This window comes from Pseudoclavibacter sp. VKM Ac-2867 (genome assembly GCF_015351275.1).
Taxonomy (GTDB): Bacteria; Actinomycetota; Actinomycetes; order Actinomycetales; family Microbacteriaceae; genus Pseudoclavibacter.
In genome coordinates, this window is record NZ_JADKSL010000006.1 from 43421 (window position 1) to 55834 (window position 12414).

The following is a 12414-nucleotide window of genomic DNA, read 5'->3' on the forward strand; positions in this document are numbered from 1 at the left end:
CCAGCCTAGAGCGCAGGCGCGTCGGCGGAGTCCGCGGCCGGGTCCTCGGCAGGGTTCGTAGCCGGCAGCGGAGCGAGGTACCTGGCCAGGCTGTCGTCGAGCTCATCCACCCACTTCGTGTGGTGCGTGGACGCGATCGTGCCCGTCATCACGGAACGGTAGGCGCGGTCGCGGTACCCCATGATGTCCTCCGCCTTGTCGTGCTTCCACTCCAGGAAGATCTCCACGACCTCATCGAGGTCGAACATGGGGTAGTCGGTGGCCTCGATGAGGTCACGTACGTAGTCGGCCTGGAAGCGGATCTCATCCGCTGCCCCGCCGATCGCGTTGAAGCGCTCGAGCCACGCCTCGATGTCGGCCCGGCGCGCATCCACGCTCGGAAGCACGACGTCGCCCAGGATCACGTCGCGCACGAACCAGGCCTGTGCGTCGAACATGTTGAACGTGAACCACTGGTCCTGCGCGCCCAGGTAGAAGAGGTGCGGGTTCTGCTCCCACACCACACCCTTGTAGAGGCCCTCCGGGTAGACGTTGTTGGGGGAGTCGAGCGCCAGCTCGCTCGGCAGGAACGGGTACTTGTGCAGGTAGCCCGTGCACAGGACGACAGCGTCGAAGTCCTTCTCCGTGCCGTCCGCGAAGTGGGCGGTCGAGCCGTCGAACCGCGTGACGAGCGGGCGCTCCTCGAAGCCGAGCGGCCAGTCGTAGCCCATCGGCGCCGTCCGGTAGCTCGCGGTCACCGAGCTCGCACCCATCTTGTGGGCCTGGCTGCCGATGTCCTCCGCCGAATAGCTCGAGCCGATGACCAGCACGTCCTTGCCCCGCAGGTTCTCCGCGCCGCGGAACTCGTGCGCGTGGCTCACCTGGCCTGGGAACGTCTCGAGGCCCTCGAACGTCGGCATCTTCGGGAACGAGAAGTGCCCGGATCCCACGACGACGCGGTCGAACACCTCACGGCTCGTCTTCTTCGACTCCAGATCCTCGCTCACGAGCGTGAACTGCTGCGTCGCCTCGTCGAAGTCGACCCAGCGCACAACCGTGTTGAAGCGCACATGCTTGCGCACCCCGGCGCGCTCGACGCGGCCCGAGATGTAATCCCACAGGGCCGGTCGCGGCGGGTACGAGGAGATGGGGCGGCCGAAGTGCTCGTCGAAGCTGTAATCAGCGAACTCGAGCGCCTCCTTCGGGCCGTTCGACCAGAGGTTGCGATACATGCTCGAGTGGACGGGTTCGCCGTGCTCGTCGAGGCCGGTCATCCAGGTGTAGTTCCACTGGCCGCCCCAATCCGCCTGCTTCTCGAAGCAGACGATCTCAGGGATCTCCCGCCCCTGCTCTGCCGCCGACTCGAACGCTCGAAGCTGTGCCATGCCGCTCGGGCCCGCACCGATGATCGCAATTCTCATGTTCTGTTGTTCCCTGGTTCTGTATGTCTGGTCGAGTTACGTATGACGCTGTACTGACCACCAGGTTAACAAGTCGCGTTCTCGTCGCCGCCGTCGGCGAAGCGGATGCGCCGCTCAGGGCATGCAGACAGCGCTGTCCTCTTCGAGGTCGGTGCTCGATGAGTCGTAGCCGCCGGTCTGAACCGAGCCGGCGACGATGGCCGTCCCCATCGTCGAGAACGTGTACGTCGTCGTGACGAGCGGGGTCGGCTTCGCGGGCGCCTCTGTGTCGAGTCCGTAGACCGCGCCGTAGTCGGGCAGGTCGGGGAGCTCCAGCTTCTCGGTGTCCGTCTTCAGCGTCAGCTCGTGCTCATCAGCGAACGTCTGCATGGAGGACGCGGTCCAGCCCTCCTGGCTGCGGGTCGCATCCAGCGCCGGCTTCAGCTCGGTCTCGCACCGATCAGCCAGCGTCGAACGGAAGACGAGCGTGCCCCCAAATATCGTGGCCGCGATCGCCAGCAGGCAGAAAACGACTCCGCCGAACCTGATGTAGCCGAGGTATGCGTCGCTCCAGTTCGGCTCGCGGTCGCGGAACATCCACCGCTGGCCCGTCGATGCGGCAGCCGCCGGCCAACCGGCCTGCCACACCCCGAGCACGGCGAAGAGTGCGGCGACGGCGAAGATCGGGAAGAAGTCCATGAGGGCTGATGCTAGACCCGACGCGGGGTGTTACGCGCGCTCCGTGAACGCCTGGTCACCGCGTCTTCACGCCCCGCTCAGCAGGCGCAGGTCATGCTCGCGAACTGGTTCAACCCGACGACCGCGAAGATGACGCCGGTGATGAGGAACACGGGCGCCCCCAGGATGCCGCACCAGAAACTCGGCGCCTGCTTCTCGCTCGGCAGGAAGAAGGTGACGATCGCCACCGCGATCGCCCACAGCGACACCGGGGCCAGGAACGGCTGCTCGAACACCCAGATCATCGGCACCCAGTGCAGGCCCACGATGAGCAGCATGACGGGCGCCATGAGCTCGCCCTTCTTCTTCCGCAGCAGGATGATCGCGGCGATGAGGCCGCCGACGACCTCGACCGCCACCATGGCGATGTAGACGGTGAACGGCACGGAGTCGACCCGCAGCGCCGTCGCGCTCGTCCAGTTCCTGATGGCCGTCGGCAGCGTGATGCCGACGAGTGCGACACCGGCGAGGCCCAGCACCCCGAAGACGATGCGCCAGGCCCAATGTCGGGGCCGCTCCTGCGCCCACCCCGCCCACACGAAGGTCGCGAAGCCGAACAGGGACGCAGTGAAGATGACATCTCTCGGGAATTCGACGGACAGCATGCGCACCCCTTCATCGTTCATCGATGTGCGGCTCAGCCTAGGGGAGCGAGCCGCCACGGGGCGGGGGAGAAGTGCCCCGCCTGCTCGTCAGATCAGGTCGCGGATCGCCCCGTAGCTCGCATCCACGTCGTGCAGCCAGAACGGGTGACCGACCTCGGGGAGCTGACGCACCTGCCACCCCAGAGCCTCGAGCTCGGCGGGCATCGGGGCGGGAACCACGGCCTTCCCCTCGGCGGAGAGCACGATCGTGGATGGCACGACCGGGGCGGCAGGCGTGTACGGAGCATGCGCGACCTGATCGAAGATGCCCACCGTCATCTTCCCGTCGAAGCGCTTCTTCGCCCGAGCATTCAGCGCCCGCGTCTCTGCCGAGTACCGCTTGGTGTCGTTGGTGCCCGTCGCAGCGCCCGCCAACATCACGAGCGGCAGCGTGACACCGGACAGCGCCCAGAACACTCGCGCACCGAATCCCTCGTTCGGCAGCCCGAGCTTGAACCCCGGATCGAGGTAGATGGCCCGTTCCGGGCGAAGCCGGGGTACCGCCCGCACGAGCAGGGCACCGCCCAGCGAATGCCCGACCGCGCTGTGCAGGTCGTCCGGAAGCGTCTCGATCAGGTCATCGACGAACTCGTCGAGTCGGTAGCTCTCGGCCCGCGGGCTCTCGCCGTGGCCCCGCAGATCGACGGCGATGGCCGTGTACTCGCCCGACTCGGCGATGCGCCCGGCCAGCGAGCCCCACGGCTCGGCGCTCGCGCCGATGCCGTGCACCAGCGCCACCTTCCTCGGGCCGTCGCCGGTGGTGATCGTGTGCAGCTTCATGCATCCGCTCCAGTGCTCGTGTCCGAATCGCCGCCCACGCTACGCGTGCCCGCTGTTACTCTGAGCGCGTGTCGGAACCCGGGGTCTTCCTCATACCGGCCCTCGCAGTGCTGGCTCCCCTCTTCACGCGCAGCATCTCGCGCTGGGTCAAGGTGCCCATCGTCGTGTTCGAGCTCCTCCTGGGCATCGCCGTCGGGCCGAGCTTCCTCGGCTGGGTCGACAAATCAGACCTGCTCGACTGGCTCTCCGAGTTCGGCCTCGCCGCCCTCTTCTTCGTCGCCGGCAACGAGATCCGCTTCCGCAGCCTCGGCGGCGGCCCACTCGCCCGGGCATCGCTGGCCTGGGTCGCAAGCCTCGTCATGGGGCTCGCCGCGGGCTTCCTCATCGCGCCGGGAGAGGCGGCCGTCATCATCGCGATCGCTCTCAGCTCGACCGCGCTCGGCACGCTCATCCCCATCCTCCGTGACGCGGGGGAACTCGGCTCGCCCTTCGGCAAGGCGACGACCGCGATGGGAGCGGTCGGCGAGTTCGGGCCCCTCGTCGCGATCTCCATCTTCCTTGGAACCCGCTCCCCGGGCGTCTCCACGCTCGTGCTCGCGCTGTTCGTCGTCATCACCGGCGTCGCGATCTTCGTCGCCGTGCGCATGCAGCACGGGCACCTGCATCGACTCGTGAGCGCCAGCCTCCACACGTCCGGCCAGTTCGCGGTGCGCGTCGTCATCTTCACGCTCGCCTGCCTCGTCGCCCTCAGCGCGATGCTCGACCTCGACATCCTCCTTGGCGCCTTCGCCGCCGGGGTCATGTGGCAGATCATCATGCGCAGCGCGCCCGAGGCCGACCGCGAGCAGGTCGAGAGCAAGATCGAAGCGATCGCCTTCGGCTTCCTCGTGCCCCTCTTCTTCATCTACACGGGCGTCACCTTCAACCTCGATGCGCTCCTCGGCAGCCAACTCGCGCTCATCCTGCTGCCGGTGTTCCTCATCCTGCTGCTGGCGATCAGAGGCCTGCCCGCCCAGCTCGCCGCGCCGCGCGGCGCGGGCAACCGCGAACGGGCGGGCATCGGCCTCCTCAGCGCGACAGCGCTGCCCATCATCGTCGCGGTAACCGCGATCGGCGTCGACCAGAAGGTCCTCGACCCCGGCCTCGCGTCGTCGCTCGTCGGAGCGGGAATGCTCTCCGTGCTGCTCTTCCCCATCCTCGGCATGGCGCTGCGGCCAGCCGATGCGAAGCGGCACGAGAGCGCCAACTTCTGACGCAGCTAGGAAGCGACGGGACGCGGAGCGGACGCGACGGTTGGGAACGGGCCGTCATGACTGGCGAGTGTCAGAGGTGGTGTCCGCCAGGTTCGGCTTCCCTCAGGGGCGGCGGCCGTCAGGGGCGGCGCTGGTGTCGAGAGGTCAGCGCGGCGCTCGGAAGGCCGTGATGTTCGCGGAGTTCCAGCGCAGCGCATCCCACTCGCCGTGGAAGGTCAGCACGGTGATCCCCGAGGTGGGGTAGCCGTGTCGGATCTCCCGAGCCAACTCCGAGTCCTTGTCGGCGGCCAGAGCGATCGCAGTGCCCGAGACGGTCGGCTCGTGGCCGATGACGAGCAGCGTCTGCACCTCGGCGTCGGTCTCCTTGACCTGCTCGAGGTAGTCGTCTTCGCCGCCCATGTAGAGGGTGCTCGGGAACTCGGCGGGAGCGAGGATCTCGGCGGTCTCGAGCGTCTGCCGCGTGCGGGCAGCTGGCGAGCAGAGCACCTTGTCGACCTTCGGCGCGTTCGCGCGCAGCCAGTCACCGGCCTGCGCGGCCTCCTGCACGCCCCGGTCGGCGAGCGAGCGCTGGCGGTCGTCGATCGTCATCGGATGCTCGGCCTTGGCATGACGGAGAAGGATCAGAGTGCGGGGCATGGGGTCAGCCTAGAGAACCAGATGGGCAACACGTCGAAGGCTGACCGCGTCGGTCGCTTTCGCTGGCCGCATGGGTCGGCAGTGCCCGGTTCGCCACGCGATCGCGCCCCGCGCATCCGTTTTATATCTTTGATATCTGTGGATGCGCGGGGCGCCACGTGCTGCGGATCGTTCGGTCTGTCAGGCCTTGACGAACTTCAGGAGCGCCGCGTTGACTTCCTCGGTGTGGGTCCACAGGAGTCCGTGCGGGGCGCCGTCGACCTCGACGTACTCGGCCTCCGGGAACGCCGCGTGGAACGGGCGGCCCGTCGCGTCGATCGGCAGGATGTTGTCGCTCGTGCCGTGCAGGATGAGCGACGGCTTGCCGCTCGCGCGCACCGCCGCGACGTCGTCGCGGAAGTCCTCGATCCACGTCGGCACAACGGCATAGGCAGCGACCGGCGCCGACTGGGTTGCCGTCGTCCAGTTCGCGTCGACGACCTCCTGGCTGATGCGCGAGCCAAGGTTCTCGTCGAGGTTGTAGAAGTCCTTGTAGAAGTTCGTGAACCATGCGAAGCGGTCGGCCTTCGCGTTGTCCGAGATGCCGTCGAAGACCTCCTGCGGAACGCCCGTGGGGTTGTCGTCACGCTGCACGAGGAACGGCTCGAGCGAGGCGAGGAAGGCCAGCTTCGCGACGCGGTCGTGGCCGTGCTTGCCCACGTACCTCGCGAGTTCGCCGGTGCCCATCGAGAAGCCGACCAGGATCACGTCGCGCAGGTCGAGGGTCTCGAGTACCACGTTCAGGTCGTTCGCGAACGTGTCGTAGTTGTACCCCTCGGTGACCTTGCTCGACTGACCGAAGCCGCGGCGGTCGTAGGTGATGACCCGGTAGCCGGAATCCAGCAGCTCTCGCGTCTGGCGCTCCCAGCTCGCCCCGTTCAAGGGGTAGCCGTGGACGAGGACCACCGGCTGCCCCGCGCCGTGGTCCTCGTAGTAGAGCTCGATGTCCGTGCTGTTCTGCGTCCCGACCTTGATGTAGCCCATAGCGGTGCTCCCTTCATCGTGGCGAATGCGACCGGCCCCGAGACGAGATCGTGCGGCGAGGCGTCGCGGAGACAATCCAATGACACGCGCCTGACCGCGAACCGAGACTGTGACCCCGGAAGGCTCCGAGCGTCGCCGTCTTGAGTACGGAGGCGAGAGTCTCCGCGGGCGGGGCTGTGGTCGAGGTCGTGGTCGTGATCAAGGTGAGTCAGGCCGTCTGCACGGGGCGGAGGTCACCCGCTGGTGGGAATGGCAGCAGGTACTCGTTGTGCGGCACGGTCATGTCGCCCCAGTCCTCGCGCTTCACGCGGATGCGAACCGCCGACACCTCCGTGATGCGAACCCGAGTCCAGTGGCCGTCCTCGAGGCGCAGCTCGTAGGCGTCGGCAAGGTAGCCGATGCCGGTCTCCTCCAGAAGGGTCTCGGCCGCCAGCCAGTCGATGGCATCGGAACGTTCCCGACCGAGCAGGTCGATGACGACGAAGCCATCGCCGCGAGGGCGCATCCACCCGAGAAGCTCGCCGTCTCCTCGTCGGTGTTCGATCCAGTCGCTGGGTGCAGTCATGCGTCGATGCTAGCCAGCGGCTGTAGACGGTTGGCGAGGTGTGGATAACTTCTGCGCGAATTCTCGGAGGCCACTACGTTGACGCCCATGCGTTCAGGGGAGAGAAGCAGACGCGCCGTCAGGGCCGCGCTGCTCGTCATGCTCAGCTTCGGGTCGGCCATAGGGGTGAGCGGATGCGCGCCCCAAGAACTGGCCCCAGCGCCAACCCCCAGTCCAGCGCTCAGTGCGCCGCCCGGCACGGCGCCCGTGCTGCCAACCAACGAAGAAGCCCTCGCGATCGTGGAGGAGCTCGTGCCGAAGTTCCTGGCGGCGGAGGCGGATCTCCTTCAGACAGGTACTACCTCGGCGCTCGAGAGCTTGGCGGTCACTGCCTACGTGGAGAGAGTTGAGCAGGATTATCAAGACCTACAGTCCCGCGGACTGTCGGTGTCCGGCGTTCCCACGCTCAACAGCCTTGGAGTTCAGAAGGTGGAGGCTGTAGAGCGAGATGTCGTTATCTCCTTGTATGGCTGCTACGACATTTCGACAACTCAGATGTTGGACGGAGGGGGTCTAGACGTTCTTGTTCAATCTGCAGGCGGGCGGTCACCAGTAGTTGTTTGGGTGAATGACGCGGAGGGTGACTTCAAGATTCAGGAGTTGGAGCCATGGTCTGGCGCGAGCTTCTGCTAACTACTCTCCTTCTCGTTGGCGTGAACCCCGCCGGTGCGGAGTTGCATCCTCGGAGCTGCACCTATCTGAACTTTGCGGATGGTGTCTGCGGTGCGTCGAATGGTGGCGACAGCGTCAACATTCAGGTCGAGGAGACGTACGCGGACGAGTCCACATCTCCCGACTTCTCCGACGGCGGCGGGGGCGGGTGGGACGACGGAGGGGGCGGAGGCGGAGGCGATGCAGCTGCCCCGGGCGGTCCGCCTTCGTTCACGCCCAGTGTGAGGGCGCTCGAATCGCCGATGAGCTCGCTCCTCACCCCGGTGCTGTGTCGAGCCTGCGGCGGCGGTGGGGGAGGCGCACGCCCGACCGCGCCGGCCCCGCCGAGGAGCTTCACGGTCAGCGACGTGCTCACGCTGGCACCGGCATCGGTGTCGCTCATGGCGGAGCCGTCCACGTGGAGCATCGTCGGGTCCCACACGAACTTCTTCACGACGGCGACCAAGCACACCGCTTCAGGCACAGTCCTCGGGTACCCCGTCACCGCGACGTTCACGCCCGTGTCCTACCGGTGGGACTCCGGCGACGGCACCACGCGGGAGACGACCACGCCCGGAGCCAGCTGGGCGGCACTCGGCCAAGAGGACTTCACCGCAACGGCGACCAGCCACGTCTATCGGGAGAAGGCCACCGTGCAAGCTTCCGTCACCGTCGTCTACACGGCGAGCGTGACCCTCGCGAACGGCACGAGCATCCCCGTCACGGGCACCCTCGACCGAGCCTCCGCGGCTGTGGCGATCGAGCTCTTCACCGCCGACACCGTCATCACCGTCGGCGACTGCAGCGAGCACCCGCAACAGCCCCGCTGCTGACCTGCCCCTGACAACGACCGTCGCGAGCGAAGCCGAGCCAGCGCGAACTCGAGCGCGAACTCGAACCCAGCTCGAGGCGGGCTATTCCTGCCCGTCCTGATCGAAGACGACGGAACCGTCGGGCAGCACCGCCCAGCCCGGGTTGTGCGCCACCTCCCAGACGACACCGTTCGGGTCCTCGACGAGTCCATGGAAGACCCCGCCGAACTCACCCTCCTGCGGCACCTTCAACATCACCCCGCCACCGGAAGCCATGGCCGACACCACCGCGACGACCTCCTCCCGGCTGCCTACATTGTGCGCCAAAGTCACACCGGACACCGTCGACCGCTGCTCGCCCGTGCCCAGGTCACGGTCGAACTTCTCCGCATCGAAGAAACCCAGCACCTGACCGGCCCCGATCTGGAAGAACAGCACCTCGTCCACCACATCCAGCAACGGCTCCCACCCCAGCGCCTCCGAGTAGAAGCGCCGCGCCTCGTCAAGATCACGAGTCGCGAACGTCACGAAGTTCACCTGCTGCTTCACTGGCGACCCACAAACGCCGACAGGTTCTCCAGCGACGACGACATGCCATCGACGTGGTCCGCCTGAGCGATGCCGCTCGGCACGTCGTATGCCGAGACCGTCACCAAGGTCCCGCCTGGGAACTCCGCCAGCTCCCACACCATCGTCATCGTCCCAGCGAACGTGGGGTCTTCCGACTCGAACACGACCTGCTGCGAGACCCGCTCGTCGGGGACGAGCTCCACGAGCACGGAGGCCGACACATCCCGAGACGCGGACGTCTTCCCGCCACCCGCCGGGGCCTCTGAGTAGGTGAGCTCGAGCACGCTGCGCCCGCCCACCCAGGGCTCGAAGCTGAGGTATTTCCCCGACATTCCCTGGGGCGGCAACCAGGATTCAAGCGCCCGCTGGTCCAGCAGAGCCCCATAGACACTGGATGCGCTCGCCGGCAGCACCCGGGAGACCCGGTCGACGCGTGGTTCGAAATCGCTTGTCATGACCGGAAGGTAACAACCCGAGGTGGGGATGCGCCGACCGGCCTCCAGAAGAAAATCCGAAGAAGATTCCGACGTGTGTCGATTCCGCCGGCCCTCGTTCGACGCAATAGTAGAAGGGTGCTGACCGGCACCCTGAAACCGGCCCCGAGTGGGTCGCAGACAAGGAGAACCATCATGAAGTTCATGCTCATCATGCGCGCCACCGACGAAGCCAAGGCCTCCTACGAGAACACCGACTTCACCGAGATCATCAACGCCATGGGCAAGTACAACGAGTCGATGATGGAAGCCGGTGTCCTGCTCGCAGGCGAAGGGCTCGCCGACGACCTCAGCACGGCCTTTGTGGTCGACTTCACGGGCGAGCAGCCCGTCGTCACCGACGGCCCCTACGGCGAGACGCATGAGCTCTTCAACGGCTTCTGGATCATCGAGACCGCCACCCGCGACGAAGCCATCCAGTGGGCGTCCCGCGCCCCGCTCCAAGGCCCAGGGTCGAAGCTCGAAGTTCGCCGCGTCACCGACATGAGCGACTTCGAAGGCCACGAGGACAACGAGTACCTCCGCAAGGAAGAGGGCTGGCGTGAGGAGCAGGCGGGCGCCTGAGGCCGGGCACGTCTCGAATCCTCATCTCGCCAACGGTCATGACCGCCTCCGAACACGGCCACGAAGCTGAGACGCGCGGCGGCTCCAACGGGAGTGCGAATGCCGACGCCAGCGAAGCTCCACGTGCCAGCGTGGCGGCTATCGACGCCGTCTGGCGCATCGAGAGCGCGAGAATCGTGGCCACCTTGACGAGGATGGTCGGCGACGTCTCCCTTGCGGAGGACCTCGCGCAGGAAGCGGTCGCCGATGCTCTGACGCAGTGGCCAGAGTCGGGCGTCCCGGTCAACCCGGGGGCCTGGCTCACGGCCGTCGCCAAGCGCAAGGCCATCGACGGATGGCGGCGGCGCGAGCGACTCGACGAGCGCTACAGCGCCATCGCGCGAGACCTCAGCGAAGCGGATGCATCTGCGAGCGACGAGTGGGAGCCGATCGGCGACGACGTCCTCCGGCTCATGTTCGTCGCCTGCCACCCGGCACTCTCCCGCGAAGCCCGGGTGGCCCTCACCCTGCGCATCGTCGGCGGCCTGACGAGTGGCGAGATCGCGCGCCTCTTCCTGCTGCCGGTCGCGACCGTACAGCAGCGCATCGTGCGCGCCAAGAAGAGCCTCGGCGCCGCCAAGGTGCCGTTCGAGACGCCCGACCCCAGCGAATGGACCGCCCGTCTCAAGGGAGTCCTCGCCGTGATCTACCTCATCTTCACGGAGGGGTACGCAGCGACTTCCGGCGACCGCTGGCTGAGATCCGACCTTGCGGCCGAGGCGCTGCGCCTCGGCCGCGCCCTCAGCAGCATGCTGCCGCGCGAGCCCGAGGTGCTGGGGCTCGTCGCGCTCATGGAACTGCAGTCCTCGCGCTTCGCGGCGCGCGAAGCGGCGGATGGCACGCCGATTCTCCTCGCAGACCAGGACCGTCGCCGCTGGGACCGATCTGCGATCCTCCGCGGCCGCACCCTCCTGTCGCGAGCGGATGCGCTGGGCAAGGGGCGAGGCACCTACTGTCTGCAGGCCGCCATCGCCGAACGTCATGCGGTCGCACCGTCCGTTGCGGACACCGACTGGCAGCAGATCGTCCTCCTCTACGAGGTCCTCGGACGCATCGCGCCGAGCCCCATCGTCGAGCTCAACCGTGCGGTGGCCGTGTCGATGGCGACGGGACCTGCCAGCGCACTGGCGATCGTCGACCGGCTGGGAGCATCCGGCGCTCTCGCCAGCGGTCCGCTGCTCGCGAGCGTCCGAGGGGAGCTGCTGGTGCAGCTCGGGAGGGTCGAGGAGGCTCGCTCGGAGCTGCTGGTCGCCGTCCGGCTGAGCGATAACGAGCAGCAGCGCGGGGTGCTGCAAGGGAAGCTCGACGCGCTCGGAGCCTGAAACCAGGCCACGTCGAACGCGCGTCACGCAGAAACGACCAACTTGCGTGACAGAGGGGCTGCCTGAGCCGAGCTCTGGCCGGATGCACCGGTTCTGTCACGCAAGTTGGTCAGCGGGTGGAGAGGGCGGTCGGGTTGAAGAGGGGCCCAGGCCGGAGGTGTCGGCTGGGGCGGTGAACGCTAGGCGCGCTCGAGCACCAGGAGGAACTCGACATCGCCTGTGGGCTCGACGGAGACGAACCCGAGGTTCGGCGCCTCGACGCCGTAGTCGGCGAAGGTCACGGGAATGCTGCCGGCGACCTGCACGGTCTCGCCGTCGAGGCCGGCCGTGATGTCGATGCTCACCTGCTGGCTGACGCCGTTGAGCGTGAGCGTGCCCGTTGCCGGGATGGTCTCCTGCGTGCCTTCTGCGAGGCCATCGAGTGCTGCGACGGGCTCGTCGAGCGTGAAGGTCGCTTCCGGGTTCGTGGCGGTGTCGAGGGCTTCGCTGCGGAAGTACTCGTCGCGGCGCTGCTCGTCGGTGGCGATGGACGCCACGTCGACCGTGATGTCGGCTGCCGTGAGCTCGGTGTCGGTGGTCGTGAGCGTTCCGGAGACGGTCTCGGTGCGTCCGGTGACGGTCACGTCCGTGCCGTTGAGGACCTCGTCGACGCGGTAGCCCGCGTAGGAGCCAGCGGCGACAGTCCAGGAGCCGGCGAGCGATCCGACATCGGCGCTGCTCGTGGTCGTGGATTCGATCTCGAGGGCGGGGGCCTCAGCTGCGGGCGCCGCGATGACATCGCGGTAGATCATGGGGCCGAACACTGCGGCCGCGATGCCGATCACCACGACGACAGCCGCGATGACGATGCCGATGGTGGCTTTCTTCGATGGCTTCTTCATAGTTGTAGCTTGAAGCACTTTTCT

The 12414-nt window shown here is 67.2% G+C and carries 15 protein-coding genes; 5 read left to right on the forward strand and 10 right to left on the reverse strand.

Features of this window, described 5'->3' with window-relative positions; genetic code table 11:
• Positions 1–5: 5 nt before the first annotated feature.
• The 4 genes from ITJ67_RS07590 to ITJ67_RS07605 all read right to left on the reverse strand — a co-directional run bounded on the left by ITJ67_RS07590 (position 6) and on the right by ITJ67_RS07605 (position 3541).
• Complete coding sequence (locus ITJ67_RS07590) at positions 6–1400, reverse strand: FAD-dependent oxidoreductase (protein ID WP_194677229.1); 1395 nt, start codon at positions 1398–1400, stop codon at positions 6–8.
• 114 nt (positions 1401–1514) lie between these two features.
• Positions 1515–2078: a hypothetical protein gene (locus ITJ67_RS07595; protein ID WP_160070759.1), complete on the reverse strand. Its 564-nt coding sequence runs from the start codon at positions 2076–2078 to the stop codon at positions 1515–1517.
• Between the two features lie 77 nt (positions 2079–2155).
• Complete coding sequence (locus ITJ67_RS07600; protein ID WP_194677230.1) at positions 2156–2722, reverse strand: hypothetical protein; 567 nt, start codon at positions 2720–2722, stop codon at positions 2156–2158.
• Positions 2723–2809: 87 nt separating this feature from the next.
• Positions 2810–3541, reverse strand: coding sequence for an alpha/beta hydrolase (locus ITJ67_RS07605; protein WP_194677231.1), 732 nt, complete (start codon positions 3539–3541; stop codon positions 2810–2812).
• A gap of 68 nt (positions 3542–3609) precedes the next feature.
• Here ITJ67_RS07605 and ITJ67_RS07610 point away from each other — a divergent pair, with 68 nt between their 5' ends.
• Positions 3610–4794, forward strand: coding sequence for a cation:proton antiporter (locus tag ITJ67_RS07610; protein ID WP_194677232.1), 1185 nt, complete (start codon positions 3610–3612; stop codon positions 4792–4794).
• A 144-nt stretch (positions 4795–4938) separates the two neighbouring features.
• Here the strand turns inward: ITJ67_RS07610 and ITJ67_RS07615 are convergent, their stop codons facing one another.
• The 3 genes from ITJ67_RS07615 to ITJ67_RS07625 form a co-directional block, all read right to left on the reverse strand.
• On the reverse strand, positions 4939–5430 hold the full coding sequence (locus ITJ67_RS07615) for a SixA phosphatase family protein (protein ID WP_104331074.1): 492 nt from the start codon (positions 5428–5430) through the stop codon (positions 4939–4941).
• 180 nt (positions 5431–5610) lie between these two features.
• Positions 5611–6453: an alpha/beta fold hydrolase gene (locus ITJ67_RS07620; protein ID WP_194677233.1), complete on the reverse strand. Its 843-nt coding sequence runs from the start codon at positions 6451–6453 to the stop codon at positions 5611–5613.
• Between the two features lie 208 nt (positions 6454–6661).
• Positions 6662–7018 (reverse strand): hypothetical protein, encoded by a 357-nt coding sequence (locus ITJ67_RS07625; protein WP_194677234.1) that lies wholly within the window; start codon positions 7016–7018, stop codon positions 6662–6664.
• A gap of 279 nt (positions 7019–7297) precedes the next feature.
• Between ITJ67_RS07625 and ITJ67_RS07630 the strand changes: the two genes are divergently transcribed.
• Together ITJ67_RS07630 and ITJ67_RS07635 are read left to right on the forward strand one after the other, a co-directional pair.
• Positions 7298–7690, forward strand: coding sequence for a hypothetical protein (locus ITJ67_RS07630; RefSeq protein WP_194677235.1), 393 nt, complete (start codon positions 7298–7300; stop codon positions 7688–7690).
• A gap of 281 nt (positions 7691–7971) precedes the next feature.
• Positions 7972–8541: a hypothetical protein gene (locus tag ITJ67_RS07635; protein ID WP_194677236.1), complete on the forward strand. Its 570-nt coding sequence runs from the start codon at positions 7972–7974 to the stop codon at positions 8539–8541.
• 81 nt (positions 8542–8622) lie between these two features.
• On the opposite strand, the gene ITJ67_RS07640 is transcribed toward ITJ67_RS07635, so the two are convergent.
• Positions 8623–9069: a VOC family protein gene (locus ITJ67_RS07640; protein ID WP_160071612.1), complete on the reverse strand. Its 447-nt coding sequence runs from the start codon at positions 9067–9069 to the stop codon at positions 8623–8625.
• Positions 9066–9545, reverse strand: a complete 480-nt coding sequence (locus ITJ67_RS07645; protein WP_194677237.1) for an SRPBCC domain-containing protein — start codon at positions 9543–9545, stop codon at positions 9066–9068. The genes ITJ67_RS07640 and ITJ67_RS07645 overlap by 4 nt, the downstream gene beginning before the upstream one ends.
• Before the next feature lie 174 nt (positions 9546–9719).
• Between ITJ67_RS07645 and ITJ67_RS07650 the strand changes: the two genes are divergently transcribed.
• Both ITJ67_RS07650 and ITJ67_RS07655 read left to right on the forward strand, forming a co-directional pair.
• The gene (locus tag ITJ67_RS07650; protein ID WP_104241075.1) at positions 9720–10148 is read left to right on the forward strand and encodes a YciI family protein; all 429 of its coding nucleotides are present in this window, start codon (positions 9720–9722) and stop codon (positions 10146–10148) included.
• 38 nt (positions 10149–10186) lie between these two features.
• Positions 10187–11509: an RNA polymerase sigma factor gene (locus ITJ67_RS07655; RefSeq protein ID WP_194677238.1), complete on the forward strand. Its 1323-nt coding sequence runs from the start codon at positions 10187–10189 to the stop codon at positions 11507–11509.
• Between the two features lie 179 nt (positions 11510–11688).
• On the opposite strand, the gene ITJ67_RS07660 is transcribed toward ITJ67_RS07655, so the two are convergent.
• Positions 11689–12390 carry a YceI family protein gene (locus tag ITJ67_RS07660; RefSeq protein ID WP_160071615.1) on the reverse strand — a complete coding sequence of 234 codons (702 nt, stop codon included), beginning with the start codon at positions 12388–12390 and terminating at the stop codon, positions 11689–11691.
• Positions 12391–12414 lie beyond the last annotated feature (24 nt).

What these genes read in the sequence shown, in the direction of transcription:
- ITJ67_RS07590 (WP_194677229.1), bottom strand. Translation starts at nt 1,400, where the DNA reads ATGAGAATTGCGATCATCGGTGCGGGCCCGAGCGGCATGGCACAGCTT.
- ITJ67_RS07595 (WP_160070759.1), bottom strand. Translation starts at nt 2,078, where the DNA reads ATGGACTTCTTCCCGATCTTCGCCGTCGCCGCACTCTTCGCCGTGCTC.
- ITJ67_RS07600 (WP_194677230.1), bottom strand. Translation starts at nt 2,722, where the DNA reads ATGCTGTCCGTCGAATTCCCGAGAGATGTCATCTTCACTGCGTCCCTG.
- ITJ67_RS07605 (WP_194677231.1), bottom strand. Translation starts at nt 3,541, where the DNA reads ATGAAGCTGCACACGATCACCACCGGCGACGGCCCGAGGAAGGTGGCG.
- ITJ67_RS07615 (WP_104331074.1), bottom strand. Translation starts at nt 5,430, where the DNA reads ATGCCCCGCACTCTGATCCTTCTCCGTCATGCCAAGGCCGAGCATCCG.
- ITJ67_RS07620 (WP_194677233.1), bottom strand. Translation starts at nt 6,453, where the DNA reads ATGGGCTACATCAAGGTCGGGACGCAGAACAGCACGGACATCGAGCTC.
- ITJ67_RS07625 (WP_194677234.1), bottom strand. Translation starts at nt 7,018, where the DNA reads ATGACTGCACCCAGCGACTGGATCGAACACCGACGAGGAGACGGCGAG.
- ITJ67_RS07635 (WP_194677236.1), top strand. Translation starts at nt 7,972, where the DNA reads ATGAGCTCGCTCCTCACCCCGGTGCTGTGTCGAGCCTGCGGCGGCGGT.
- ITJ67_RS07645 (WP_194677237.1), bottom strand. Translation starts at nt 9,545, where the DNA reads ATGACAAGCGATTTCGAACCACGCGTCGACCGGGTCTCCCGGGTGCTG.
- ITJ67_RS07650 (WP_104241075.1), top strand. Translation starts at nt 9,720, where the DNA reads ATGAAGTTCATGCTCATCATGCGCGCCACCGACGAAGCCAAGGCCTCC.
- ITJ67_RS07655 (WP_194677238.1), top strand. Translation starts at nt 10,187, where the DNA reads ATGACCGCCTCCGAACACGGCCACGAAGCTGAGACGCGCGGCGGCTCC.
- ITJ67_RS07660 (WP_160071615.1), bottom strand. Translation starts at nt 12,390, where the DNA reads ATGAAGAAGCCATCGAAGAAAGCCACCATCGGCATCGTCATCGCGGCT.